This is a genomic window from Streptococcus pseudopneumoniae, from assembly GCF_038148935.1.
GTDB classification, from domain to species: domain Bacteria; phylum Bacillota; class Bacilli; order Lactobacillales; family Streptococcaceae; genus Streptococcus; species Streptococcus pseudopneumoniae_U.
The window spans coordinates 1-25,099 of sequence record NZ_JBBJZX010000022.1; the positions used below are offsets into that span (position 1 = coordinate 1).

General features: G+C 40.0%; 24 protein-coding genes and 1 pseudogene. 13 read left to right on the forward strand and 12 right to left on the reverse strand.

Annotation, left to right across the window (positions count from 1 at the left end):
* The 8 genes from secA to nrdR form a co-directional block, all read right to left on the reverse strand.
* The coding region (gene secA / locus WKI42_RS03805) for a preprotein translocase subunit SecA (RefSeq protein ID WP_368081216.1) at positions 1-2,357 on the reverse strand (2,357 nt) is incomplete at its 3' end.
* A gap of 145 nt (positions 2,358-2,502) precedes the next feature.
* Positions 2,503-2,793 (reverse strand): hypothetical protein, encoded by a 291-nt coding sequence (locus WKI42_RS03810; protein WP_368081217.1) that lies wholly within the window; start codon positions 2,791-2,793, stop codon positions 2,503-2,505.
* 33 nt (positions 2,794-2,826) lie between these two features.
* On the reverse strand, positions 2,827-3,162 hold the full coding sequence (locus WKI42_RS03815) for a hypothetical protein (RefSeq protein ID WP_368081218.1): 336 nt from the start codon (positions 3,160-3,162) through the stop codon (positions 2,827-2,829).
* Between the two features lie 84 nt (positions 3,163-3,246).
* Positions 3,247-4,557, reverse strand: a complete 1,311-nt coding sequence (gene der / locus WKI42_RS03820) for a ribosome biogenesis GTPase Der (RefSeq protein ID WP_001207696.1) — start codon at positions 4,555-4,557, stop codon at positions 3,247-3,249.
* A 13-nt stretch (positions 4,558-4,570) separates the two neighbouring features.
* A complete protein-coding gene (locus WKI42_RS03825; RefSeq protein WP_368081219.1) occupies positions 4,571-5,284 on the reverse strand; it encodes an NADPH-dependent oxidoreductase in 714 nt (237 codons plus the stop codon).
* Positions 5,281-6,177 (reverse strand): primosomal protein DnaI, encoded by an 897-nt coding sequence (dnaI, locus tag WKI42_RS03830; RefSeq protein ID WP_368081220.1) that lies wholly within the window; start codon positions 6,175-6,177, stop codon positions 5,281-5,283. The genes WKI42_RS03825 and dnaI overlap by 4 nt, the downstream gene beginning before the upstream one ends.
* Complete coding sequence (locus tag WKI42_RS03835) at positions 6,178-7,347, reverse strand: replication initiation and membrane attachment family protein (RefSeq protein ID WP_368081221.1); 1,170 nt, start codon at positions 7,345-7,347, stop codon at positions 6,178-6,180.
* A complete protein-coding gene (gene nrdR, locus WKI42_RS03840) occupies positions 7,348-7,821 on the reverse strand; it encodes a transcriptional regulator NrdR (protein WP_001203672.1) in 474 nt (157 codons plus the stop codon). It abuts the gene before it with no gap.
* Between the two features lie 140 nt (positions 7,822-7,961).
* Here nrdR and WKI42_RS03845 point away from each other — a divergent pair, with 140 nt between their 5' ends.
* From WKI42_RS03845 to WKI42_RS03880, 9 genes are all read left to right on the forward strand, one after another.
* Entirely contained in the window at positions 7,962-8,327 is a 366-nt protein-coding gene (locus tag WKI42_RS03845; RefSeq protein ID WP_000119147.1) for a GntR family transcriptional regulator, read from the forward strand.
* Positions 8,328-8,331: 4 nt separating this feature from the next.
* On the forward strand, positions 8,332-9,027 hold the full coding sequence (locus tag WKI42_RS03850; protein WP_050073389.1) for an ABC transporter ATP-binding protein: 696 nt from the start codon (positions 8,332-8,334) through the stop codon (positions 9,025-9,027).
* Between the two features lie 15 nt (positions 9,028-9,042).
* Positions 9,043-9,810 (forward strand): hypothetical protein, encoded by a 768-nt coding sequence (locus WKI42_RS03855; RefSeq protein WP_368081222.1) that lies wholly within the window; start codon positions 9,043-9,045, stop codon positions 9,808-9,810.
* A 269-nt stretch (positions 9,811-10,079) separates the two neighbouring features.
* Entirely contained in the window at positions 10,080-10,943 is an 864-nt protein-coding gene (locus WKI42_RS03860; RefSeq protein ID WP_224218611.1) for an Rgg family transcriptional regulator, read from the forward strand.
* A 77-nt stretch (positions 10,944-11,020) separates the two neighbouring features.
* Positions 11,021-11,128 carry a streptosactin gene (gene gggA / locus WKI42_RS11070; protein ID WP_440581615.1) on the forward strand — a complete coding sequence of 36 codons (108 nt, stop codon included), beginning with the start codon at positions 11,021-11,023 and terminating at the stop codon, positions 11,126-11,128.
* Positions 11,129-11,181: 53 nt separating this feature from the next.
* Positions 11,182-12,381, forward strand: a complete 1,200-nt coding sequence (gene gggB, locus WKI42_RS03865) for a streptosactin maturase GggB (RefSeq protein WP_224218610.1) — start codon at positions 11,182-11,184, stop codon at positions 12,379-12,381.
* A complete protein-coding gene (gene gggC, locus WKI42_RS03870) occupies positions 12,374-13,921 on the forward strand; it encodes a streptosactin export ABC transporter GggC (protein WP_368081223.1) in 1,548 nt (515 codons plus the stop codon). The genes gggB and gggC overlap by 8 nt, the downstream gene beginning before the upstream one ends.
* 184 nt (positions 13,922-14,105) lie before the next feature.
* Positions 14,106-14,480 (forward strand): CidA/LrgA family protein, encoded by a 375-nt coding sequence (locus WKI42_RS03875; RefSeq protein ID WP_000781325.1) that lies wholly within the window; start codon positions 14,106-14,108, stop codon positions 14,478-14,480.
* Positions 14,477-15,172 carry an LrgB family protein gene (locus WKI42_RS03880; protein WP_001288952.1) on the forward strand — a complete coding sequence of 232 codons (696 nt, stop codon included), beginning with the start codon at positions 14,477-14,479 and terminating at the stop codon, positions 15,170-15,172. The genes WKI42_RS03875 and WKI42_RS03880 overlap by 4 nt, the downstream gene beginning before the upstream one ends.
* Before the next feature lie 477 nt (positions 15,173-15,649).
* On the opposite strand, the gene WKI42_RS03885 is transcribed toward WKI42_RS03880, so the two are convergent.
* Together WKI42_RS03885 and WKI42_RS03890 are read right to left on the reverse strand one after the other, a co-directional pair.
* On the reverse strand, positions 15,650-16,849 hold the full coding sequence (locus WKI42_RS03885; protein WP_368081224.1) for an ABC transporter permease: 1,200 nt from the start codon (positions 16,847-16,849) through the stop codon (positions 15,650-15,652).
* Positions 16,846-17,739, reverse strand: a complete 894-nt coding sequence (locus tag WKI42_RS03890) for an ABC transporter ATP-binding protein (RefSeq protein WP_050241923.1) — start codon at positions 17,737-17,739, stop codon at positions 16,846-16,848. Before WKI42_RS03890 ends, WKI42_RS03885 begins: the two co-directional genes overlap by 4 nt.
* Before the next feature lie 339 nt (positions 17,740-18,078).
* Here WKI42_RS03890 and WKI42_RS03895 point away from each other — a divergent pair.
* Positions 18,079-18,360 (forward strand): annotated as a pseudogene (locus tag WKI42_RS03895) (IS30 family transposase); the annotation flags it as partial.
* Positions 18,361-18,739: 379 nt separating this feature from the next.
* A complete protein-coding gene (locus WKI42_RS03900; protein WP_000076185.1) occupies positions 18,740-19,357 on the forward strand; it encodes a TVP38/TMEM64 family protein in 618 nt (205 codons plus the stop codon).
* Positions 19,358-19,399: 42 nt separating this feature from the next.
* On the opposite strand, the gene scrK is transcribed toward WKI42_RS03900, so the two are convergent.
* Both scrK and WKI42_RS03910 read right to left on the reverse strand, forming a co-directional pair.
* The gene (scrK, locus tag WKI42_RS03905) at positions 19,400-20,287 is read right to left on the reverse strand and encodes a fructokinase ScrK (protein WP_000164311.1); all 888 of its coding nucleotides are present in this window, start codon (positions 20,285-20,287) and stop codon (positions 19,400-19,402) included.
* A 148-nt stretch (positions 20,288-20,435) separates the two neighbouring features.
* Positions 20,436-22,322, reverse strand: coding sequence for a sucrose-specific PTS transporter subunit IIBC (locus tag WKI42_RS03910; protein ID WP_368081225.1), 1,887 nt, complete (start codon positions 22,320-22,322; stop codon positions 20,436-20,438).
* A gap of 379 nt (positions 22,323-22,701) precedes the next feature.
* Here WKI42_RS03910 and WKI42_RS03915 point away from each other — a divergent pair, with 379 nt between their 5' ends.
* Both WKI42_RS03915 and WKI42_RS03920 read left to right on the forward strand, forming a co-directional pair.
* The gene (locus WKI42_RS03915; RefSeq protein WP_368081226.1) at positions 22,702-24,156 is read left to right on the forward strand and encodes a glycoside hydrolase family 32 protein; all 1,455 of its coding nucleotides are present in this window, start codon (positions 22,702-22,704) and stop codon (positions 24,154-24,156) included.
* On the forward strand, positions 24,137-25,099 hold a 963-nt coding region (locus tag WKI42_RS03920; protein WP_368081227.1), incomplete at its 3' end, for a LacI family DNA-binding transcriptional regulator. The genes WKI42_RS03915 and WKI42_RS03920, both read left to right, overlap by 20 nt.

A 25,099-nucleotide genomic window follows, 5' to 3' on the forward strand; every position in this document is an offset into this window, starting at 1 on the left:
TGTGGTCTTTCTTGTTCATGAATTTGTGCTTTCATCATCAAGCGTGTCACATCAAACTCAATCGAACCAATCATGTCATTGAACATACGGAAACCTTCTGCCTGATACTCAACAACTGGGTTGTTCTGAGCATAGCCACGAAGTCCAACCGCATTACGCAATTGATCGAGGGCATCGATATGATCTGTCCACTTGTTATCTACCACTCGTAGAATCAAGACTTTTTGGAATTCTTTAACTGCTTCTTCATCACGTAGTTTTGAAACCTGACTATCATAAACTTGCAAGGCACGTTGGAAGAGCTCTTCCTTAATAGCCTTATCAGACAAGCCTGACAAGTCTTCCATCGTAATTGAATCTTCAGGAAGCAAGTTGTACTTAGCAAAGTTTAAAATTGCTTCTAGTTTTTCATCTTGTTTCGCACGCGCATGACCATCAACGACACGACCAATCGTGCGTTTAATCATAGCCTGAATTTCAGGTGCCAAGTCACGATCCGCAGTGATGACATCGTAACGTTGAGCATAGATAATCTCACGTTGTTCACGCATGACATCATCGTATTGAAGGACTTGTTTACGAGTATCGTAGTTATTCCCTTCGACACGTTTTTGAGCTGCTTCAACCTGACGTGTCAACATACGAGACTCAATCGCCTCTTCAGACATGTTGAGACGTTCAAAGATTCCCTTCAAGCGTTCAGAACCAAAACGTTTCATCAAATCATCTTCAAGAGAGAGGTAGAATTGTGACTCACCTGGATCTCCTTGACGACCTGAACGTCCACGAAGCTGGTTATCGATACGACGGCTTTCATGGCGTTCTGTACCAATCACACAAAGTCCACCCAATTCGCGAACCCCTTCACCAAGCTTGATGTCAGTACCACGACCGGCCATGTTGGTTGCGATAGTAACGGCACCACGTTGACCAGCATTCATGATGATTTGAGCTTCTTTATAGTGGTTTTTGGCATTCAAAACTTCATGAGGAACGCCAGCAGCGACCAATTTCTTAGAAATATAGTCACTAGTTTCAACCGCTACTGTACCAACCAAGACAGGCTGACCTTTTTGGTAACGAGCCTTAACGTCTTCGACAACCGCCTTAAACTTAGCCTCGATACTTGCATAAAGAAGGTCTGAGTGGTCAATACGTTGAACAGGACGGTTTGTTGGGATTGGAATAACACGAATGTTGTAAATTTCACGGAATTCTTCTTCCTCAGTCTTACCTGTACCCGTCATACCAGACAATTTCTTGTACATACGGAAAAGGTTTTGGTAAGTGATTGAGGCAGATGTCTTGGTTTCATCCTGGATTGGCACACCTTCTTTTGCTTCAATGGCTTGGTGCAAGCCATCAGAATAACGACGACCTTCCATGGTACGACCTGTAAATTGGTCGACAATCAAAATTTCTTGTTCTTCGCTCACCACATAGTCAATATCGAGAAGCATGATATAGTTGGCACGAAGGGCGTTATCGATAAAGTGAGTCAGAGCTACATTTTCGATGTCATAGAGATTTTCAAGTTTGAAGTAGCTTTCAGCCTTGTCAATCCCTGAATCAGACAAACCAATAGTCTTAGACTGCACATCGATGATGTAGTCGTCTTTGTCCAAGGATTTTACATAGTGGTCTGCCATGTGGTAGAGCTGACTGGTTTCAACTGCATTAGCACCTGATACAATCAAAGGTGTACGGGCCTCGTCAATCAAGATAGAGTCAACCTCATCGACCAAGGCATAGTTGAGTGGACGTTGTACCATGTTTTCAGCGCGGACGACCATGTTGTCACGAAGGTAGTCAAATCCGATTTCTGAGTTGGTTGAGTAAGTAATATCACACTCATAGGCTTCTTTTTTCTCCATTGGAGATTTGGCAGCCAAGTTGATTCCTACTGACAGGCCAAGCCATGAGTACAATTCACCCATCTCAGTCGCGTCACGTTCTGACAGGTATTCATTGACCGTAACTACGTGAACCCCTTTGCCTGAAAGGGCATTGAGGTATACCGGCATAGTCGCAGTCAAGGTTTTCCCTTCCCCTGTACGCATCTCTGGCACGTCACCATGGTGAAGAACGATTCCTCCCATGACCTGAACCTTATATGGGAAGAGACCTAGGACACGTTTGGCACCCTCACGGACAACCGCAAATGCTTCATAAAGCAATGAATCCAGTGATTCTCCATTTTGATAACGTTCTTTAAATTCAACTGTTTTTGCTTTTAGTTGGTCATCTGTCAAAGCAGCCATTTGGTCTTCGTATTTGAAAACCTTGTCGGCCATCTTTTCCAGACGACGGATTTCTCCTTTATCATTTTCGATAATTGTTTTTAAAATATTAGCCATGTTTTTCCTTACTTTAAATTCCGAATATTTTAGAATGTTCTTTTAATTTTAGCACAATTACTGATTATTTTCAAGGAAGAATCCCCATTTTGAAAAGGAAAAAGAGGCCAGTTCCCAAGCTAACCTCTCTGACTTTTATGATGCTTTAATTGCCAACAAAAATCGGCAAAATCGCAAATAGGATAAATAGATTTATCCAAAGAGAAAAACAGCAGATCAATCCAAAAACAAAGAGACTGACTTTCTTGGACAGCAAGGCCATCAAAATAGACAGAATACCAAAAACTAGCAAGACTTTCTGTATGCTGAAGAGGTCAATCTTCCCCCCCAGAATCGGACTGCCCCAAGGAAGAAAGAAGAAAGCCAGCCAGATCAGCAGAACTAAACCAATATAGAATTTAGAATATTGCGTAATAAATGATTTTAGATGTGCCATAAGCTACCTCCTACAAATAAAAACCGATATAAATTAATGCCTTCCGCCCTTAGACTTTCCTAACTCCTTTCTTAGTCTAAGCATTTTTTTGAAACAGGAATAAGTTAACCTATTCAGACCAATAGCTAGCAGAATAAAAAGAAACCAAATGCCCCATAACTTGATATCTGTCAAATTTCTCCAGACGATATTGAAAAACAGAACTGAAATAACTGTCCAAGCAAGGCTAAAAAGAGCATAGAGGGGGATGTAAAACCAGTAAAAATAGTAAAAAATTGGGAAAAATTTACTTTCTCTATTATCCTTTTCAATCCAATTGAAAAAGTAAAACCAGGGAAATAAGATTATAAATTTAAACAAATGTTTCATCACCAGCCCCCTCTATTTGATAGCGTTTTCTTCACCTTTATTCTATCAAAAAAATCTGGAAATGTCATTCCAGATTCTACTTTTTTATTTACGTTTTCTTGCGATGAGATGGATTGGTGTTCCTTCAAAGACAAAGGCCTTGCGGATTTGATTTTCCAAGAAACGCAGGTAAGAAAAGTGCATGAGTTCTTCTTCGTTGACAAAGATGACAAAGGTCGGTGGTTTGGTTGCCACTTGGGTCGCATAGAAGATTTTGAGACGTTTTCCTTTGTCTGTCGGTGTTGGGTTGATGGCAATGGCATCCATAATCACATCGTTCAAAACAGCTGATGGAATACGTGTGTTTTGACTTTCACTAATTTGCTTAATCATCTCAGGAAGTTTGTGGAGGCGTTGCTTGGTCAAAGCTGATACAAAGATAATCGGTGCGTAAGGCAGGTATTGGAACTGCTCACGGATATCTTCTTCCCAGTTTTTCATAGTGTGGTTGTCTTTTTCAAGCGTATCCCACTTGTTGACCACGATAATCATCCCTTTACCAGCTTCATGGGCAAATCCTGCGATACGCTTGTCGTATTCACGGATTCCTTCTTCCGCATTGATAACCATTAAGACCACATCTGAACGGTCAATAGCTCGCATGGCACGCATGACAGAGTATTTCTCGGTATTTTCATAAACCTTACCAGACTTACGCATACCAGCTGTATCAATCATGGTAAACTCTTGACCATCTGTATCTGTAAAGTGGGTATCAATGGCGTCACGCGTTGTTCCAGCAACAGGACTGGCAATGACACGGTCTTCTCCCAAGATAGCGTTAATCAAGCTTGATTTCCCAACGTTTGGACGACCAATCAGGCTAAACTTAATGACATCTGGGTTTTCTTCTTCATATTCATTTGGAAGATTTTCTACAATAGCGTCTAGCACATCCCCTGTACCGATACCATGGACAGATGAGATAGGCAGTGGTTCACCCAAACCAAGAGCATAGAAATCATAGATATCATTTCGCATCTCAGGGTTGTCCACCTTGTTAACTGCCAGGATAACTGGTTTATGGGTCTTATAAAGCTTACGGGCTACGTATTCGTCTGCATCGGTAATTCCTTCCTTACCAGACACGACAAAGACGATAACATCTGCTTCTTCCATGGCAATTTCTGCCTGGTGCTTGATTTGTTCCATGAAAGGAGCATCGACATCATCGATCCCTCCTGTATCAATCATGCTAAAAGAGCGATTGAGCCACTCACCCGTTGCATAGATACGGTCACGTGTTACTCCTTCGACATCTTCTACAATGGAGATTCGCTCACCAGCGATCCGATTAAATAGGGTTGATTTCCCAACATTGGGACGTCCTACAATGGCAATAGTTGGTAGGGCCATAATTTCTCACTTTCTACAATAACTTCTTCTGTTCAAGATTTTTTCTAGTTGAGCTTGGTTCTGCTTGACCAAACTGTTCTGCTAGACGCTGACTCCAGCTTGTAGTCGCACGCGCCCCAGCATAGTCCGCCTGTACACGGTCATAAGCTTCGATTACCTCAGTTGACTGTTCTTGGTATTCTTCCTCAAACACCACTTGATTCAATGGCAAGCGAGGTTTGACTTCATGTTCTTCATTTGGCACACCTAGCGCCATCCCAAAGACAGGATAGGTGTAGTCAGGCAGTTTAAAAAGCTCTGTCACTTCTTCTGACTTGTAACGCACCAAGCCAATAATGACACCACCATAGCCCAAGCTTTCAGCTGCCAGCAGGTCATTTTGACCAGCAAGAGCTGCATCGACCGAACTAATCAAGAGCCCTTCCACACCTTGTGGTTGGAAAGTATCGGTATGAAGTCGTGCTCCCTTTTCTGCTCGGTTCAAATCTCCGACAAAGAGAAGGAAAACAGCAGACTGGCGAATGGCTTCTTGAGGTACCAATTCATACAAGGCATCCTTCTTTTCTTGACTTCGCACTACAATCACAGAGTAGGATTGGAAATTCTTCCAAGACGAGGCCATTTGGGCTGCTGTCAGGATTTCCGTCAAGTCTTCCTGAGGAAGGGCTTGCTCCTTAAATCTTCGAACAGACTTATGAGCTTTCATCAGTTTAATCGTTTCTGTCATCGACGGTTCACTCCTTCTAAACGAGTCTCCTCAGCCAAATAACGGATGCGTTCCATGACGCGTCTGGCTTCCCAGGTTTCGTCATTTCCATGTTTCCCTTTAGCGAAATGCTGCTCCAATTCTTCAAAGTCGAAGTTGGACGTGAAAAAGGTCGGTAAATCTTCCTGCATCCGATATTGAAGAATGACTTGCAGGATTTCATCCCGTACCCAAGCTGTTGATTGCTCGGCACCAATGTCATCTAAAATCAGGACTTCAGAAAGCTTAATCTCATCCACCAAGGTCTTGACATTGCCATCACCGATAGCATTTTTGACATCTATGACAAAGCTAGGATAGTGGAGGAGAGTTGATGAAACACCACGTTTTTCTGATAAATCATGGGCTAAGGCAGCCACCATGAAACTTTTACCCACACCAAAGTCTCCATATAAGTAAAGACCTTTTCGAATAGTTGGATATTGTTCCACGAAGGCTAATAGCTTTTCAAAAACTGGCAAGCGACCCAAATCATCCAAGTCTACTTGAGCCAAACTAGCTTGCTTGAGACTGGCTGGCAGATTGATTAACTTGAGACGGTTCTTAATAGCTGCTTCTTTTTCCGCTGCGATTAGTTCAGGAGTTTCTTCATAAGAAACATCCGCATAGCCATGATTCATAACCAAAATCGGCTTGTAGCCTTTGGCAATATAATCCGTATCCCCACGAAGAAACTTATCACGCTCGGTGATGTACTGATTAAACTTGGAGATACTGCGATTCAATTCCTCTGGAGTCAAGGATTCTTGCTGGATAAAGGCCGCAACATCAGGGTCCTTCATGATTTTCTGGACCAAATCTTGATAATGAAAACGGCTAGGTTGACGTTTGAGTACGTCTCCGACACTTTCCATCTAATCTCCTCCTTTTTCTAATCGAGCTAATAGTTCTTGTTTCTTACGTTCTAGTTCCAGACGAGTTTCCTCGCTGGTTTCATTCTTATAATCTGGATTGCTCCACTTGGGTACATTGGACTTGGCAGGACTGGGTTTACTGCTTTTTTGAACCTGATTCTTCTGTCCTCGCTCACGAATGCGCAAGACTGCCTCTTCTGCCGAATGAATCTTTTGATAGGCGTAATCATTGGCTACCTTCATGGCGTATTTCTCATTGATATTTGCAGAATCTACCTTATTAAAAGTCAATAAGAGAATAATATTGATGACTTCGTCCAGCAAGCCCAAGCCAGCCATCTGTTGCAAGAGTTCTCTCTCTGTTTGGGTAATGGTCCCCTTGCGGGTTTGCTTGATTTCTGCCAAGAACTGCAAGGCAGTTTTACTTTTTGCTTCCTTGATAATGGTTGCTTCCTTAGGACTAAAGTCAGAGGAAATCGGTTTTTGAGCAATTTTTTCCCGCATGCGTTTGGTTGAAATAACCTGGGAAACAGCTGTTGACTTGGCCAATTGATAGGTTTCAAACCAAGTCCATTTCTTCTCCTCGGCAATGGCAAAGAGGTTCAAGACATCGGACTGCTCATCCGCAAAACGAAGCCCATCTCGAGCCATAAACTGACGAAAATGGTCCAAATCAAAATCATTGGCCACTTTCTTCTTGAGACTAAGGTCTTCTTGACTTCCCAGTTCTGCTAAGTCTGGAAAGACTTGATTGAGTGAGACAGGTATTTCTTCTCCCTCAGCACTCTCAACCTTCAAATCCTCCACAGCTGCATCACCAATCTTTTTCTCCAAAAGTCTGCGATAAACAGGATGCTCCAAGAAATCCTGACTCGAAAGAGGAGCATGGAGGGCTAGCTGATAAACATCCCCCTTTTGATAGAGGGTCAAGAGATTAAAAGCAGATAAGATTTTCAGGGATTTTATCAGTCTATCCATCCCAAAGTTGAGATGGTTAAGAATACTTGAAAAGAGGTATTCCTTTCTACCATTATCCCAAAAACTAATCGTATAAAGATAAAGGCTCAGTGCCTCCTGACCGATAATCGGGAGGTAGCACTGTACCAGAGATGAGGTATCTTGCGACACCCGATTATTCTTTAGATAAGAAAAACGGTCAATTGGCTTCATTTATCTTTCCTTTTTCTTTTTAGAGGACTGGGTGATTTGTTGGAGCAAGCTCTCTAACTCACTGACATCCTTAAAGCTACGATAGACACTAGCAAAACGTACATAGGTAATCTCGTCCAGTTCAGCCAACTCCTCCATGACGAGTGAACCAATGTCCTCACTTTGAATTTCATTTTCATTTCGACCACGGAGTTTCTGTTCGATACGATTGACTACCATGTTGATTTCATCACTTGACACAGGACGTTTCTGGGCTGAGCGGATAATCCCATTAAAGATTTTATCTCTGGAGAATTGTTCCCGTGTGCCATCTTTTTTAACAACCACTAAGGTTCTTTCTTCTACCCGTTCGTAGGTTGTAAAACGGTGCTGGCATTCGTCGCACTCACGTCTTCTACGAATGGTGTTCCCTTCTTCTGCTTGGCGACTATCGATAACACTTGACTTGGTAGCCCCACATTTTGGACAACGCATCCTTTCCCTCCTTATCGTTTTCTTTTCATTATACCATTTTTTAAACAATTCCCAAAACAATTCTTCTTTTTGCTTGACAAGTTTTTTGTTTTGTTGTATTATTTAATTAAGACAAATAGATAAAAAGAAAGGAGACCAAGATGTCTTGGACATTTGACAACAAAAAACCCATCTATTTACAGATTATGGAGAAAATCAAGCTTCAGATTGTTTCCCATACACTGGAAGCCAATCAACAACTTCCAACCGTGAGAGAGCTAGCGAGCGAGGCGGGTGTCAATCCCAACACCATCCAAAGAGCCTTGTCAGACCTTGAACGAGAAGGATTTGTCTACAGCAAGCGAACAACTGGACGGTTTGTAACTGAGGATAAGGAACTAATCGCCCAATCACGCAAACAATTATCGGAAGAAGAATTGGAACACTTCGTTTCCTCCATGACCCATTTTGGCTATGAAAAAGAAGAACTACCAGGCGTAGTCGGCGATTATATTAAAGGAGTTTAAGCCTATGTCATTACTAGCATTTGAAAATGTATCCAAATCATATGGAGCAACACCAGCCCTTGAAAATGTTTCCCTTGAGATCCCAGCTGGAAAAATCGTTGGTCTTCTTGGTCCAAACGGCTCAGGGAAAACAACATTGATTAAACTAATCAATGGCCTCTTACAACCAGATCAAGGACGCGTCCTTATCAACGACATGGACCCAAGCCCAGCAACCAAGGCTATCGTAGCTTATTTGCCGGATACAACCTATCTTAATGAACAAATGAAGGTCAAAGAAGCCCTAACCTACTTCAAGACCTTCTATAAAGATTTCAATCTTGAACGCGCCCATCATCTACTTGCAGACCTAGGTATTGATGAAAATAGTCGTCTCAAGAAACTATCAAAAGGAAACAAGGAAAAAGTCCAATTGATTTTGGTTATGAGCCGTGATGCCCGTCTCTACGTTTTAGACGAACCCATTGGTGGGGTGGATCCAGCAGCCCGTGATTATATCCTCAATACCATTATCAACAACTACTCACCAACTTCTACCGTTTTGATTTCTACCCACTTGATTTCAGATATCGAGCCAATCTTGGATGAAATTGTCTTCCTGAAGGATGGAAAAGTCGTCCGTCAAGGTAATGTAGATGATATTCGCTATGAGTCTGGTGAATCCATTGACCAACTCTTCCGTCAGGAATTTAAGGCCTAAGCAAAGGAGATTATTATGTTTTGGAATTTAGTTCGCTACGAATTTAAAAATGTTAACAAGTGGTATTTAGCCCTTTACGCTGCCGTGCTAGTTCTTTCTGCCCTTATCGGGATACAAGCACAGACCTATAACAATCTGCCTGTCAAAGAAAGCCAACCTGTTTTACTTACTTTTCTAGCCCTCGTCTTTGGTGGCTTGATGATTACACTTGGAATTTCAACTCTTTTCTTAATCATTAAACGCTTTAAAGGTAGTGTCTATGACCGACAAGGCTATCTGACTTTGACCTTGCCAGTATCCGAACACCATATCATCACAACCAAACTAATCGGTGCCTTTATCTGGTCGTTGATTAGCACTGCTGTCTTACTCCTATGTATCTATATTATCTTACTGTCAACAAATTTTGATGAAGTTCAACTTTCTATTCTTCTATCATTTGTTGGAGAACATTTTACCGGCTTTGGTCTTACTGTCTTATCCTTCCTGCTTAGTACAATTTCATTTATCCTCTGCATTTACTTGGCCATTTCCATCGGACAACTTTTCAACGAATACCGTACAGCACTCGCTGTTGCAGCCTACATTGGAATCCGAATCGTCATTGGAATTATAGAAGTCTTCTTCAATACCAGTACTAACTTCTATGTCAATTCACTTGCAGGATTTAATGATAATTTTTATATGGGAGCAAGTATAGGCATTGTTGAAGAACTCATTTTCATAGCTATCTTTTATCTCGGAACTTACTATATTTTGAGAAACAAGGTTAATTTGCAATAGTTTCATAATCAAAAAGGATAACATCTATTTAAGAAAAACACAGAAAATCAAATTAATAAAAAATTGATTTTCTGTGTTTTTTAGATTATTGCTAACTAATTTTGGTTTTAGCCAACGCCAATAACAATTATTGACTCTAGAATACATAGAACCAGGGTTACAATCATCTTTTTATTCATATAAACAACCTCACTTTCTTTTTTTATATATGATATAATATTTTGAAAACATACTAAAAAATTCCCATATAAGCAATTGAGGTAACACAAATGAAAAATTACGGAAAAATTTTTAAACAATTTAGAGAATCACGTGGATTAACATTAAAAGATGTTGCAAAACATGGTCTATCCACATCACATATTTCTAGATTTGAAAGAGAAAATTCTGATCTGACGATTGGTAAATTTATGCAAGCATTAGATGCTATTAATATGCCTGTCGAAGAATTTATGTATGCTGCAAATGACTTTCATAGGGATGAAATAAATGAATTATTAGAGCAAATTCGACTTCTAAGCTCTAAAAGAGATATTTCAGGAATGGAAAAACTGCTTATTTCTCAACTTGAAAAGACTACAAAAAGAGAGAAATTCTATACTCTGAATACCATTCTAGTTAAAATTCGCTTACAAGATTTGTCAGAAAAAATCTATTACCATGAATCTGATATTAAATATCTATCTGACTATCTTTTTTCTGTGGAATACTGGGGATGCTATGAATTACTTTTGTTTATGAATACTCTAGATGTATTATCTCACCCTACTATGATGTGCTTATCAAGAGAAATGTGTCAACGTTCCGAATTCTACAGAGATTTACCACATTATCGTAGATTGCTTGCTACCATGTTACTAAATGGATATATCACGTGTATAGAAAGAGAGGAATTTTTAGATTCTTTATATTTTAAAAAGCAACTAAAACATTGTTATTTCACAGAAACTGAGATATATGAAAAATTAGTTTTTCACTATGCCGAAAACTTATACACTTTAAAAAAAGACAAAAATAAACGTTCTGTTTTAGAAATGAGAAAGTGCATAGCAACGATGAAGTTAGTCCACAGCGATAGCTTAGCAAAAAAATTTGAAAAACATTTAGCAAAGGTAATAGAAGAACTGAAATAATTTTCTTATATGGGAAAATTTTTAATTATTATTTCAAAAAGAGTATCATTAAATCATCAAATTAAGGAGGTGAAAATATGAGAACAGCGCAAATTATTGACCTTGAAGATCTATTAGATACAGATCAAACTTACTCCGTACCAGGTCATTGTGGTCCAAGCCATTCTTGTGGTGGCGGACGATAGTTTTCTATGAGACGAGTTCTCACTCGTCTCCTTTATTTTATAATGGTGATATTATGCTAAAAAAAATATATACTAACATTGGGGATTATTATTTCGATAGTGAGAAATTCACATTATCTACTTCTTCAGTAGAGGGAACTACCTCCTATAAGCCCCCCTACATCCCCAAAAATGTTTTACAAAAAATTGTTATTAACATATCTAACAGTTGCAATTTATCCTGTTCTTACTGTTATGCGGATGGTGGAAATTACGGCATGGATAATAAAATCATGACTCTAGATACTGCTGATAATATTATTAACGAAGTCAAATTTAGAGGTATAACACAAATTAATAGACTTATCCTATTTGGTGGAGAACCTTTTCTTAATACTCAATTATTCGAATACATTATTAAAGAATTTTCCAAATTTACAACTATACTTAAAATAGAAACCGTGACTAACGGAACAGTACTAAATAATAATGTTAAAAAAATAATAGATAATTTCCAACCATATCTAACTATTAGTCTAGATGGTCCAGAATTTATACATGATAAATTAAGAGGTAAAGGTAGCCATCGTAAAACTACTAAATTTATCCACTATTTAAAAACTATAAACTACACTAATTTTGAAATTGCTTCAACATACACTAGACTACATCAATTACATTCTCTAAGTAGAGATGATATTTTCCAATATTTTACAAATATGGATGTACACTTTAACATCAATGACGTATTTAGTAAAAATAAGGTGCTTGTGGTTAAAGAAATGGAAAAAAGCTTAGTAGATAGGAAAAAATTCATTACTGATTCTATAAATAATATTGTTGAAAATAATGAAAAAGCTTTTATAAGTCCCATCTTATATGATGTTTTAATTTCTATGATTTATAAGAGTACTAATCATACATTCTGCGACGATATAGATCCTTCAAATACCATAACTTTTGATGTTGATGGTAGCAAAAAATTGTGTTTTAGATTTTGGGGAACTCATAATAGCTCTAAAGCAGAGCTATTTAATAATAAAGAATACTTCCAACAATGTAAAGATTGTTGGTGTAAAGGTATGTGTCTTGAATGCGTTGCCAATATCATTGATGGTTATTCTTCAGTAATTAACGAAGATGGACAATTTATAGAATGTCATAAGCCTGAATTAATGGAATATTGTATTAAAGAAATTATTTATCTTTCACAAGATCAATCCAAAATATCTAAACTCGTTAATAATTTCAAAAGGTTTATCCGCTATGCTTAAAAATTTCTTTTCCAAGAAACACCTCATACTTTACTTCTTTTCTATTGCCGTTACCTGGCTGGAAGCGATTATCACGCCAGCCCTTGTTCAAAATATTGTTGCCAGTTTTACCAATCAAGAACTAGGACTTCTTTGGAAAGTATTGATTCTAGGAATCCTTGGTAATCTTATCCTCTTACTAGGCTTGGCTGGAAAACGCTATTACTACGCTCGTTTGATTACTGACTTCAAATATGGAATCAAGAGTGCTATTTTCAAGCGATTTTTAAACAGTTATGAGATTGATGAAAAGGATATTTTGTCTGACCTAGAAAACGACGTCAAGCAACTAGAAGAAAACTATATTGAACCAACGGTCATCATCATTTCTTCTCTTGGCTTCACAACTGTGTCCATTCTCTATGCCCTATGGACCAATTTTTACTTGGGTTTGATTTTCATCCTCTTCTACTCCTTTCCTGTACTCTGCAGTGCTATCGGATCAAAACGTTTGGATTCACTTTCTGAAAAGCGGTCCACTGTTAACCAGAGCTACTTAGCAAGCTTGACAAATTTTATTGGTGGTAACCAACAAATTCGCCATTATCAGGGGCAAGACTACTTTTTTGCTCGCTATCAAAACCAATTACAAACCAGTCTAGATACCGAAATTAACTATGAAAAACAACGCACTTTAAACAGTCTCTTGATCAATAGCATCGATGCCTTTTGTTCTGTCACACCAATCGTCATCGGTGGATTTATGACCTACTATAATTATTTAGATGCGGCGAGTTTTGTGGCCATCTATCTAGTTTCCCATAATATCGGCTATCAATTCCAAGAGTTGGCTTACTTTACTAACACCCGAAAAGCGAATCGAACTCTTCTCAATAAATACCAAAAACTTTTGAACCAGTCTGATCCCATCTCGCCTAGAAGCATAGAAAACATTTTCCCTATCCAGCTTAACAGCATCTCCCTAGAAAAAGATGGGAATATCCTCTTATCTCCGATTTCCATGCACATCAAGCAAGGAGAAAAAATTGCCATTATCGGGGAAAGTGGCTCTGGTAAGACAACCCTGCTCAATATCATTCATGGAGAAGAGACACCAACAAGTGGACAGATTAGCTTTGCTGATCAAAACCTGTCACGTAAAGAAATCACAAGCTTTAGTTCCTATATCCTCCAAGATAGCCATTACTTTGACACGCTCTCTCTGGACGACAATATCCTTCTAGGAATGGATAAAAAGGAGAAACGTTTAACTTACATCCTCAAAAAAACGGGATTAGATCATTTGGAAAATAGAATGCTCAGAAATGATAGTCTATCTGGTGGCGAGAAACAACGCCTAGAAATCGCTCGCGCCCTCTACCATGATAGCCAACTCATCTTAGCAGATGAGATTAAGGCCAATCTTGACTTGGAAAATAGCAGAAAGATCAGCGACTTGCTCTTCTCCCTACCTCAAACAGTCATTGAAGTCATTCACCACTACACGGAAGAAGACTTAAAACACTACGACCAAGTCATTCACTTAAGCAAAGAAAAGTAATATTCTTCGAAAATCGCTTCAAACTATGTCAGTTTGACCTACAAACCCAAGACTTTGCTTTGAGCAACATGCAGCTGACTTCCTAGTTTATTCTTTAATTTTCATTAACCTTTGTGCATTTCCTTGAAATTTTCTGAAAAAAGAGTAAACTGGTATTCAAGAAGTCTATTTCGTGGAGTTTAGGATGAAATTATATGTTCAATTAATGATTCTCTTTGTGATTTCTCTAATCGGAGAGGGAATTTCCAGTTTCTTTCATTTGCCCATCCCGGGCAGTATTATCGGTTTGATTATTCTTTTTCTAGCCCTGCAGTTCAAGTGGCTAAGGACCAGGCACGTCAACATGGTGGGAAACTTCTTGCTGGCCAATATGACCATTCTCTTTTTGCCGCCAGCAGTGGGAATCATGGAGAAGTTTGATGTGATTGCTCCCTATCTCCTACCCATTGTCTTGATTGTCTTTTTTGCAGCTGTTATCAATATTATCCTCATTGCTTTGGTGGTTCAGTTTATCAAACGACGGTTTGAGGGAGATTATGAGAAAGGAGATGCCAAATGAGTGAATTTGTTTCCAATCCCCTATTTGGGCTTGCCCTGTCTATCCTAGCTTATCTAGTGGGAATGTTGATTTACAGACGTTTTCCCCATCCTTTGACAACGCCCTTGCTTTTGTCAGCTGTTTTCATTATCATCTTTCTAAAGGTGACAGGTATTTCTTACCAAGATTACTACCAAGGTGGGGTTTATCTGAACAACTTGATTGTCCCGTCGACCGTGGCTTTGGGGATTCCGCTTTATAAGAGTTTTCATCTGATGAAGCACCATGCTCGGAGTATTCTCTTTGGTAGTCTGTTAGCAGTAGTTGTCAATACCTCTTTCACAGCCCTTGTGGCAAAAATATTTGGCATGGACTTTTTCCTAGCCATTTCTCTCTTTCCCAAGTCAGTAACAACCGCTATGGCAGTGGGAATCACAGAAAAATTGCAAGGTCTGACGACCGTGACCTTGGTGGTTGTAGTGGCGACTGGGATTTTAACTAGTGTAATCGGCCCAACCCTTTTGAAGTGGTTGAAAATAGATGATCCAGTAGCTGTTGGTCTTTCCCTTGGAGGAACAGGCCATGCAGTTGGAACAGGAACAGCCTTCCGATACGGCTCTGTAGCAGGAGCCATGGGTGGTTTGGCTATCGGTGTCACCGGTATTCTCTATGTCTTTGTCAGCCCCATCGTAGCTAGTTTGATATTGAGTTAATACTCAATGAAAATCTCTTCAAACCGCGTCAACGTCGCCTTGCCGTAGGTATGGTTACTGACTTAGTCAGTTCTATCCCCAACCTCAAAACTATATTTCGAGGAGCCTTCCGCTAACTTCCCAGTCTGATTTTCATTGACTATTAACGATACTTTATCACATAAAGAGGCTGGATGAAAAGTCTTCACAATCAAAAAACGCATACTACTAAGTCTTGAAAAATCCTGGTAGTATGCATTTTTTGTGAGCTGACTTATTTCCTTTCACTATATCGCAAAATGAAATAAGAACGGAACGATGGGATTTTGGAATTCAAATCAATTTATAAGAATGTTTTAGAAGCAATATTATCCTATTCCAGATTCAGTTCACTATACAATTGAGTTTTCAAGCAACCTGTTTACATAATGTGTGAATAATTAGGTTCGTAATTCCACTCTTTTTATCTCTAAAAAACCTCGCTTTCGCGAGGCTCTTCTATTTATAAGCTAAGGCACGTTTAAAGGTTTTCCAGATTCCTAAATCATCCGTTTGAAGGACTAGGCTGGCATACATGCGTCCGATAAATCCTGTTGCTACCACTGCAAAAATCACTGTAATCGCAAGTGAAATCCATGCTTCTACTCCCCCTGCATAGCCATTAATGGTTCTAAATGGCATAAAGAAGGTCGAAATAAAGGGAATATAAGAACCAATCTTCAAGATAAGATTATCACCGGCTGCACCTAGAGCTGTCACTCCAAAAAAACCACCCATAATCAAAATCATCAAAGGCGACAAGGCTTTTCCTGCGTCCTCCGGACGAGAAACCATAGAACCTAGAAAGGCCGCCAAGACGACGTACATAAAGAGACTAACCAAAATAAAGAGCAAGGTATTCAGTGAGATAGCATCTCCCAAGTGATCCAAAATACCAGACTGAGCCAAGAATGGCAAATCTTTAAAGAACAGAATGGCAGCGAGACCACCTACAACATAAATCCCAATATGCGTTAAAATCACTAGAAATAGAGCCATCATCCGCGCATAGAAATAGTGACTAGCCCTTATGCTAGAAAAGACGACTTCCATAATTTTGGTGCCTTTTTCACTGGCAACTTCCTGAGCCGTCACACCCGCATAGGTAATCAGAATCATATAAAGAAAGAATCCTAAGGCGCCTGCTGTAATTGTTTGAATAAACTTTTTATTTTCCTTGGCTTCATCAATCTTTTCTGTGAATTGAACTGTCTGCGCTAAGCGTTTTTCCTGCTCTTGAGACAAGGAGGCCGTTGAACGATTAAGCTGATTTTGCAGTTCATTGAGTGTACCTGTAACTGCAAATTTAATTCCATTTTCAAGCGATGTTTCGCCATGATAAACTGCCTTTAGAACACTATCTTCTTGATCAATAGTCAGATAGCCTTTTAATTTTTCATCTTTAATCGCTTCTTTGGCACTTGCTTCGTCTTTATAGTCAAAGTTAACACCATTTACATTCTTCAGCCCTTCTGCTACAGACGGTACTGTTGTCACTACTGCCACTTTATCATTTTTAGCCATTGAAGAGCCTTGGAGATAGGCAATTCCTACAGAGATTCCTAAAAAGAGGAACGGTGAAATCACCATAAAGAAGAAACTCCACGATTTGACATGTCGAAGATAGGTTTCCTTGATTACAACCCACATATTTCTCATACTTCCACCCCTGATTCTAGTTTAAAGATTTCATCGATTGTTGGCGCTTGTTGATCAAAGGTTGCGATATACTGCCCCTGAGTCAAGATTGGGAAAAGTTCCCTTCCAGCGCTCTCATCCTCCAAAATCAATTTCCAACTGCCTTGCTTGGTCAAGCTCACCTGTTTGACATGAGGAAGTTTTTCCAATTCTTCCTTGCTTCGTTCACTTGAAACAAAGAGACGTGTTTTCCCGTATTGATTGCGAACATCCTGAACGGGTCCATGCAAGACCACACGACCATCTCGGATCATGAGAATATCGTCACAAAGCTCCTCGACGTTAGTCATGACATGGTCAGAAAAGATAATGGTTGCCCCACGTTCTTTTTCCTGAAAAATGACTTGTTTGAGCAATTCTGTATTGACTGGGTCCAATCCACTGAAAGGCTCATCCAAGATAATCAAGTCTGGTTCATGAATCAGAGTAATGATGAGCTGAATCTTCTGCTGATTTCCTTTTGACAGGCTCTTGATTTTATCAGTCAGCTTCCCTTTCACTTCCAACCTCTTCATCCATTGAGGGAGTTTTTCCTTGACCTCCTTGGCATCCATACCTTTTAGAGTCGCCAAGTAGCGAACTTGTTCAAGAACTGTCAATTTAGGCATGAGACTGCGTTCTTCAGGCAGATAACCAATCCGAGCATAGGTCTCCTGACGAATATCCTGACCATCCAGACTGATTTCTCCTTGATATTCTAAAAACTTCAAAATACTGTGGAAAATCGTTGTCTTCCCAGCACCATTTTTTCCGACTAGTCCCAAAATACGACCTGGTCGCGCTTGAAAGTCAATACCAAACAAAACTTGCTTGGATCCAAAACTTTTCTCTAGACTTCTTACTTCTAGCATCTTTAACCTCCGAAATTTCTTTCACTCATTATACTCCTTTTTGATAGCCTTTACAATGATTTCTGTCCATTTTTAGAAGACTAATGCTATGTAAAATATGGCATGGAGCGTTTTTAGTGATAAATCCATTATACAGTAGCAAACTTAATTTATCCACTCTGCTCCTCAACTGTCAGTTTTTGATCCTGAATTGTTATTTGAGTAAGTTCTTTTTCCCCATAAAGTTCTCTTCCTCTAAAACTTCTGGAAAAAAGCGAATAATTTCTTGACAACATTTTTTATAAGAAACAAGTTCATCTGTCATTTCAAGAAGGAGTAATCCTTTATCCACTAATGGGCGGAACGGAATTCAATCGCTTGTCTGATGTGTTTTCTAAGGAACATATCTACTATACACATCCCTATGCCTCTTGGGAAAGGGGAACTAATGATAATCACAACAGGCTCATTCGTAGATGGTTACCTAAGGGAACTAAGAAAACGACTCCCAAAGAAGTCGCATTCATCGAAAAGTGGATGAACAACTATCCTAAAAAATGCCTGAGCTACAAGTCGCTCAGAGAAAACTTCTTGATGACTAACTTGAACTTGAAATTTAGCAATAATTCATTCACCATCTAACTATATTTAGTAATTATTTCAGAACTGATCAATATTAAAATTAACTAACGATTCAAAGAGTTCATACTAGACATAAATTACGTCCATCAGAGAGACTCTTATTATTTTTAGATTTTAGCTTTTCTAGCTTCAGAATACATCTAAACTTTAGAGAAGATGACTATTCGAAAGCGCGAATGCCTCAAAATTATCTCAGATAAGCTATTTGAAACTCAGAATGCTTTTAAATTTATGGAATCACGCTTATTCTAAACCTAGAATACACATAAACTTTAGGAAACAAGCCTATTCACTATCCATTCATCATCAAAAACACTCATTCCCCCTTTCTCCTCCAAAATATGGTATAGTAGAAATATACTATCTATGAGGAGTTTACATGTCACAGGATAAACAAATGAAAGCTGTTTCTCCCCTTCTGCAGCGAGTTATCAACATCTCATCGATTGTCGGTGGGGTTGGGAGTTTGATTTTCTGTATTTGGGCTTATCAGGCTGGGATTTTACAGTCCAAGGAAACCCTCTCTGCCTTTATCCAGCAGGCAGGTATCTGGGGGCCACCTCTCTTTATCTTTTTACAGATTTTACAAACGGTCGTCCCTATCATTCCTGGGGCCTTGACCTCGGTGGCTGGGGTCTTTATCTACGGCCACATCATCGGGACTATCTACAACTATATCGGCATCGTGATCGGCTGTGCCATTATCTTTTATCTGGTGCGCCTCTATGGAGCTGCCTTTGTTCAGTCTGTCGTCAGCAAGCGCACCTATGACAAGTACATCGGTTGGTTGGATAAGGGCAATCGTTTTGACCGTTTCTTTATCTTTATGATGATTTGGCCCATTAGTCCAGCTGACTTTCTCTGTATGCTGGCTGCCCTGACCAAGATGAGTTTCAAGCGCTATATGACCATCATCATTCTGACCAAACCCTTTACCCTCGTGGTTTATACCTACGGTCTGACTTATATTATTGACTTTTTCTGGCAAATGCTTTGACACATAAAAAATCCGTTTGGTTTCCCAAGCGGATTTTGTGCTTTATTTCGAAACTTCTTTTGCAAGTACAAAGTTTCCAAGAGTAGCAGAACCATTTCCTGCAACTGCTGGCGTCACGATGTATTCACGCACATCTGGTACTGGTAGGTAACCATTGAGAAGAGATGTAAATTTCTCACGGACACGGTCCAGCATGTGTTGTTGAGCCATGACCCCTCCGCCAAAGACAATCACGTCTGGGCGGAAAGTCACTGTCGCATTAACCGCAGCTTGAGCGATATAGTAGGCTTGAACATCCCAAACAGGGTTGTTGAGTTCAATATTTTCCCCACGAACACCTGTACGAGCTTCCAAACTTGGACCAGCTGCATAGCCTTCCAAACATCCCTTATGGAAAGGACAAACGCCCTTAAACTCTTTTTCAATATCCATTGGGTGTCTAGCCACATAGTAATGACCCATTTCAGGGTGACCCACACCGCCGATAAACTCACCACGTTGGATGACACCTGCACCGATACCTGTACCGATTGTGTAGTAAACCAAGTTTTCGATACGACCACCAGCATTATTACGGGCAACCACTTCCCCATAAGCAGAGCTGTTTACGTCTGTAGTGAAGTACATTGGCACGTTGAGGGCGCGACGAAGGGCACCAAGCAAGTCCACATTTGCCCAGTTTGGTTTTGGAGTCGTTGTGATAAAGCCATAAGTTTTTGAGTTTTTATCAATATCAATCGGACCAAATGAACCAACTGCAAGACCAGCAAGGTTGTCGAATTTTGAGAAGAACTCAATAGTTTTATCGATTGTTTCGATTGGAGTTGTTGTTGGAAATTGTGTTTTTTCTACAACGTTAAAATTTTCATCACCGACAGCACAGACAAACTTTGTACCGCCCGCTTCCAAGCTTCCATATAATTTTGTCATGATAAACCTCTTGTTTTTATTTTCTTTATTATAGCATATTTTAAAAATCTAAGTTTCTCAATTTTTTAGATTTTCCTCTGTAAATCTTACCATTCAAGCAAAAACGAACAAACATGTCATTTGTTCGTTTTCATTTAGCTAGGAAAGATTAAGCTTTCACTTCGATAAGAGCATCCCCCTTCGCAACTGAACCTGTTGCGACTGGAGCTACTGAAGAGAAGTCAGCTGTGTTTGTAACGATAACCATTGTTGTATCATCAAGACCAGCTGCAGCGATTTTGTTTGAGTCAAATGTTCCAAGAACATCGCCTGCTTTCACCTTGTCACCTTGGGCAACTTTTTGTTCGAAACCTTCACCGTTCATTGTTACAGTGTCGATACCAACGTGGATCAAGACTTCAGCACCATTAGTTGTTTTCAAACCAAAGGCGTGTCCTGTTGGAAATGCGATTGAAACTTCAGCATCAGCAGGTGCATAGACCACACCTTGACTTGGTTTCACAGCGATACCTTGTCCCATAGCTCCACTTGAAAAAACAGGATCATTAACATCAGCAAGAGCTACAACATCACCGACGATAGGAGTTACAAGTGTTTCATTTTGAAGGGCTGCTGGAATGTTGCCAGTTGTTTCTTCTTGGACCAAACGTTCTGTCGCCGCTTCAGTAGCAACTTCTTTTTCATCCTCATAACCAAACATGTAAGTAAGAGCAAAACCAAGTGCAAATGATACAGCTACCATAAGAAGGTATTGGGCAAGTTGTCCGTTACCAACATAAAGCATTGTACCAGGGATGATGGTGATACCACTACCATTACCAGCAAGTCCAAGGATAGAAGCCAATCCACCACCGATTGCACCAGCAATCAATGAGAGGAAGAATGGTTTACGGAAGCGCAAGTTCACCCCGAAGATAGCAGGCTCTGTAATACCGAGGAAGGCAGAAAGAGCAGCTGGGAAAGCAAGTGTTTTTAGTTTTGGATTTTTAGTTTTAACACCAACCGCAACAGTTGCAGCACCTTGAGCTGTCATAGCAGCAGTGATGATAGCGTTGAATGGGTTAGCATGGTCAGCAGCAAGCAATTGAACTTCAAGCAAGTTGAAGATATGGTGCACACCTGACACGACGATCAATTGGTGAACCCCACCAATCAAGAAACCACCAAGACCAAATGGCATACTAAGGATCGCTTTTGTCGCGATAAGGATGTAGTTTTCAACAACGTGAAAGACTGGTCCGATGACAAATAGTCCAAGGATAGACATAACCAAAAGTGTCACGAATGGTGTTACCAAAAGGTCAATGACATCTGGAACGACCTTGCGGACAGCTTTTTCAAATTTAGCTCCGACAACCCCGATGATGAAGGCTGGAAGAACGGAACCTTGCAAACCAACAACAGGGATGAAACCAAAGAAGTTCATAGCTGTTACTTCACCACCTGAAGCAACTGCCCAAGCGTTTGGAAGTGAGCCAGAAACAAGCATCATACCAAGAACGATACCAACGGCAGGGTTACCACCGAATACACGGAAGGTTGACCAAACAACCAAACCTGGCAAGATGATGAAGGCTGTATCTGTCAAGATTTGTGTGTAAGTTGCAAAGTCTCCTGGAAGTGGCATTTCAAGAGCAATGAAAAGACCACGCACACCCATGAAGAGACCTGTCGCTACGATAACTGGGATGATTGGAACGAAAACGTCACCGAAAGTACGGATAGCACGTTGGAACCAGTTCCCTTGTTTAGCAGCTTCTGCTTTCATGTCATCTTTAGATGATGTTGGTAAACCAAGTGCAACAACTTCATCGTACATTTTGTTTACTGTACCAGTACCAAAGATGATTTGGTATTGACCTGAGTTAAAGAAAGCACCTTGAACTTTTTCCAAGTTCTCAATCACTTCTTTATTGATTTTTCCTTCATCTTTGACCATGACACGAAGACGAGTCGCACAGTGAGCTACACTGTTGACATTTTCACGTCCACCCAAGGCATCGATGACTTTTTTTGCAATTTCCTGATTGTTCATTTGCAAAAATCTCCTTATATAAAATTTTGTTCTTGTTTGAAAGCGATTTTATCCGCCCTACGACTTTTATTTTATCATGTTTTAGAAATATGTCAAGCGTTTTGCAGAAAAAATATTCTATCCACTTAGTTGTCTCGCTTTAGATTGATTGATTTTGACTGTTTTAGCAGGCATTCCTTAAAAAAACAAGTTTAAAATCTTGGTTAAAAGGGTTTTATTTCATTAACTTTCATATTTTCGTGAAAATGTGATTGCTTTCCTGCAATTATTTTATGACAAACGTTTGACAGTTTTTTCTCTTTTTTAACATAAAAGGCTTGCTTTTTTTTTCGAAAACGGTTACTATTAAAAGTGATAAGATTTTTGGAGGAATGAAAGAATGGAATGGACTACTGAGCGTCGTTACAGACTTTATCAAGATTGGACGCAAGAAGAAATTAAGAATATTAAAGAAAATATGGCACAATCTCCATGGCATACTCATTATCATGTTGAGCCAAAAACAGGACTTCTCAACGACCCAAATGGCTTTTCTTACTTTGATGGGAAGTGGATTGTTTTTTATCAGAACTTTCCTTTTGGTGCAGCCCACGGTTTGAAATCTTGGGTTCAATTGGAAAGCGAGGACTTGGTTCACTTCACAGAAACTGGAGTTAAAGTTTTGCCAGATACTCCATTAGATAGCCACGGTGCCTACTCTGGTTCTGCCATGCAGTTTGGCGATAACTTGTTCCTATTCTATACAGGAAATGTCCGCGATGAAAATTGGATCCGTCACCCCTACCAGATTGGTGCTTTGATGAACAAGGATGGCAAGATTACAAAGATTGACAAGATCTTGATTGACCAGCCAACAGACTCTACTGACCACTTCCGCGATCCACAAATTTTTAATTTTAAAGGTCAATATTATGCTATCGTCGGTGGACAGGACTTGGAGAAAAAAGGCTTTGTCCGTCTCTACAAGGCTGTGGACAACGACTACACAAACTGGCAAGCTGTTGGCGACCTTGACTTTGCTAATGATCGCACTGCCTATATGATGGAATGCCCAAATCTTGTCTTTGTAGGAGAGCAACCTGTCCTTCTCTACTGCCCACAAGGATTGGATAAAGATGTTCTAGACTACGACAATATCTATCCAAATATGTATAAAATCGGGGCTTCCTTTGACCCTGGAAATGCCAAAATGGTAGATGTGTCTCAACTCCAAAACATGGATTACGGTTTCGAAGCCTATGCAACTCAAGCCTTCAACGCTCCTGACGGACGTGCTCTAGCAGTTAGCTGGCTTGGTTTACCAGATGTTTCTTACCCATCTGACCGTTTTGACCACCAAGGAACCTTCTCTTTGGTCAAAGAACTGACTATCAAAGACGGTAAACTCTACCAATACCCAGTCGCAGCTATCAAGGACCTTCGTGCTTCTGAAGAAGCCTTCTCAAATCGTGCTCAAACCAAGAACACTTACGAACTCGAACTCAACTTGGAAGCTAATAGCCAGAGCGAGATTGTTTTACTTGCTGATCAAGAAGGCAAGGGACTTTCAATCAACTTTGACCTTGTAAATGGTCAAGTGACAGTAGATCGTAGCCAGACTGGTGAACAGTATGCCCAAGAATTTGGAACAACTCGCTCTTGCCCTATCAACAATCAAGCTACTACTGCTACGATTTTCATCGATAACTCTGTCTTTGAAATTTTCATCAATAAAGGAGAAAAAGTATTTTCCGGTCGTGTCTTCCCACATGCAGACCAAAATGGTATCCTGATCAAATCTGGAAACCCAACTGGAACTTACTATGAATTAGATTATGGTCGCAAAACTAACTGATGTCGCCAAACTTGCAGGCGTCAGCCCTACTACCGTTTCTCGGGTTATCAATAAAAAAGGTTATCTATCTGAGAAAACCATCCAAAAAGTCAATGAAGCCATGCGGGAATTGGGCTATAAACCCAACAACCTAGCTCGTAGTTTGCAAGGAAAATCAGCTAAGTTAATCGGCTTGATTTTTCCCAATATTTCCAATGTTTTCTACGCAGAATTGATTGATAAGCTGGAACACCAGCTTTTTAAGAATGGTTACAAGACCATCATTTGTAACAGCGAGCACGATTCTGAGAAGGAACGCGAGTACATCGAAATGCTGGAAGCCAATCAGGTGGACGGCATCATTTCGGGTAGTCACAACTTGGGAATCGAAGACTACAATCGCGTGACGGCACCAATTATTTCCTTTGACCGCAATCTGTCTCCGGACATCCCTGTCGTTTCCTCTGACAACTATGCTGGTGGGGTTCTTGCTGCCCAGACCTTGGTTAAGACAGGCGCCCAGTCTATCATCATGATTACAGGGAATGACAATTCCAATTCGCCAACTGGACTGCGCCACGCTGGTTTTGCTTCTGTACTCCCCAAAGCTCCTATTATCAATGTTTCCAGTGACTTTTCTCCTGTCAGAAAAGAAATGGAAATCAAGAATATCTTGACTCGACAAAAGCCAGATGCCATCTTTGCTTCGGATGACTTAACAGCTATTCTGGTCATTAAAATTGCTCAAGAACTGGGCATTTCTGTCCCTGAAGAGCTCAAAGTCATCGGCTATGATGGGACTTACTTTATCGAGAATTACTACCCTCAACTGGCTACTATTAAGCAACCTTTGGAAGAGATTGCCTGCCTTACCATTGACCTCCTCTTGCAAAAAATCGAAGGCAAGAAAGTCGCAACAACAGGTTACTTTTTACCAGTTACTCTTTTACCAGGAAAAAGTATT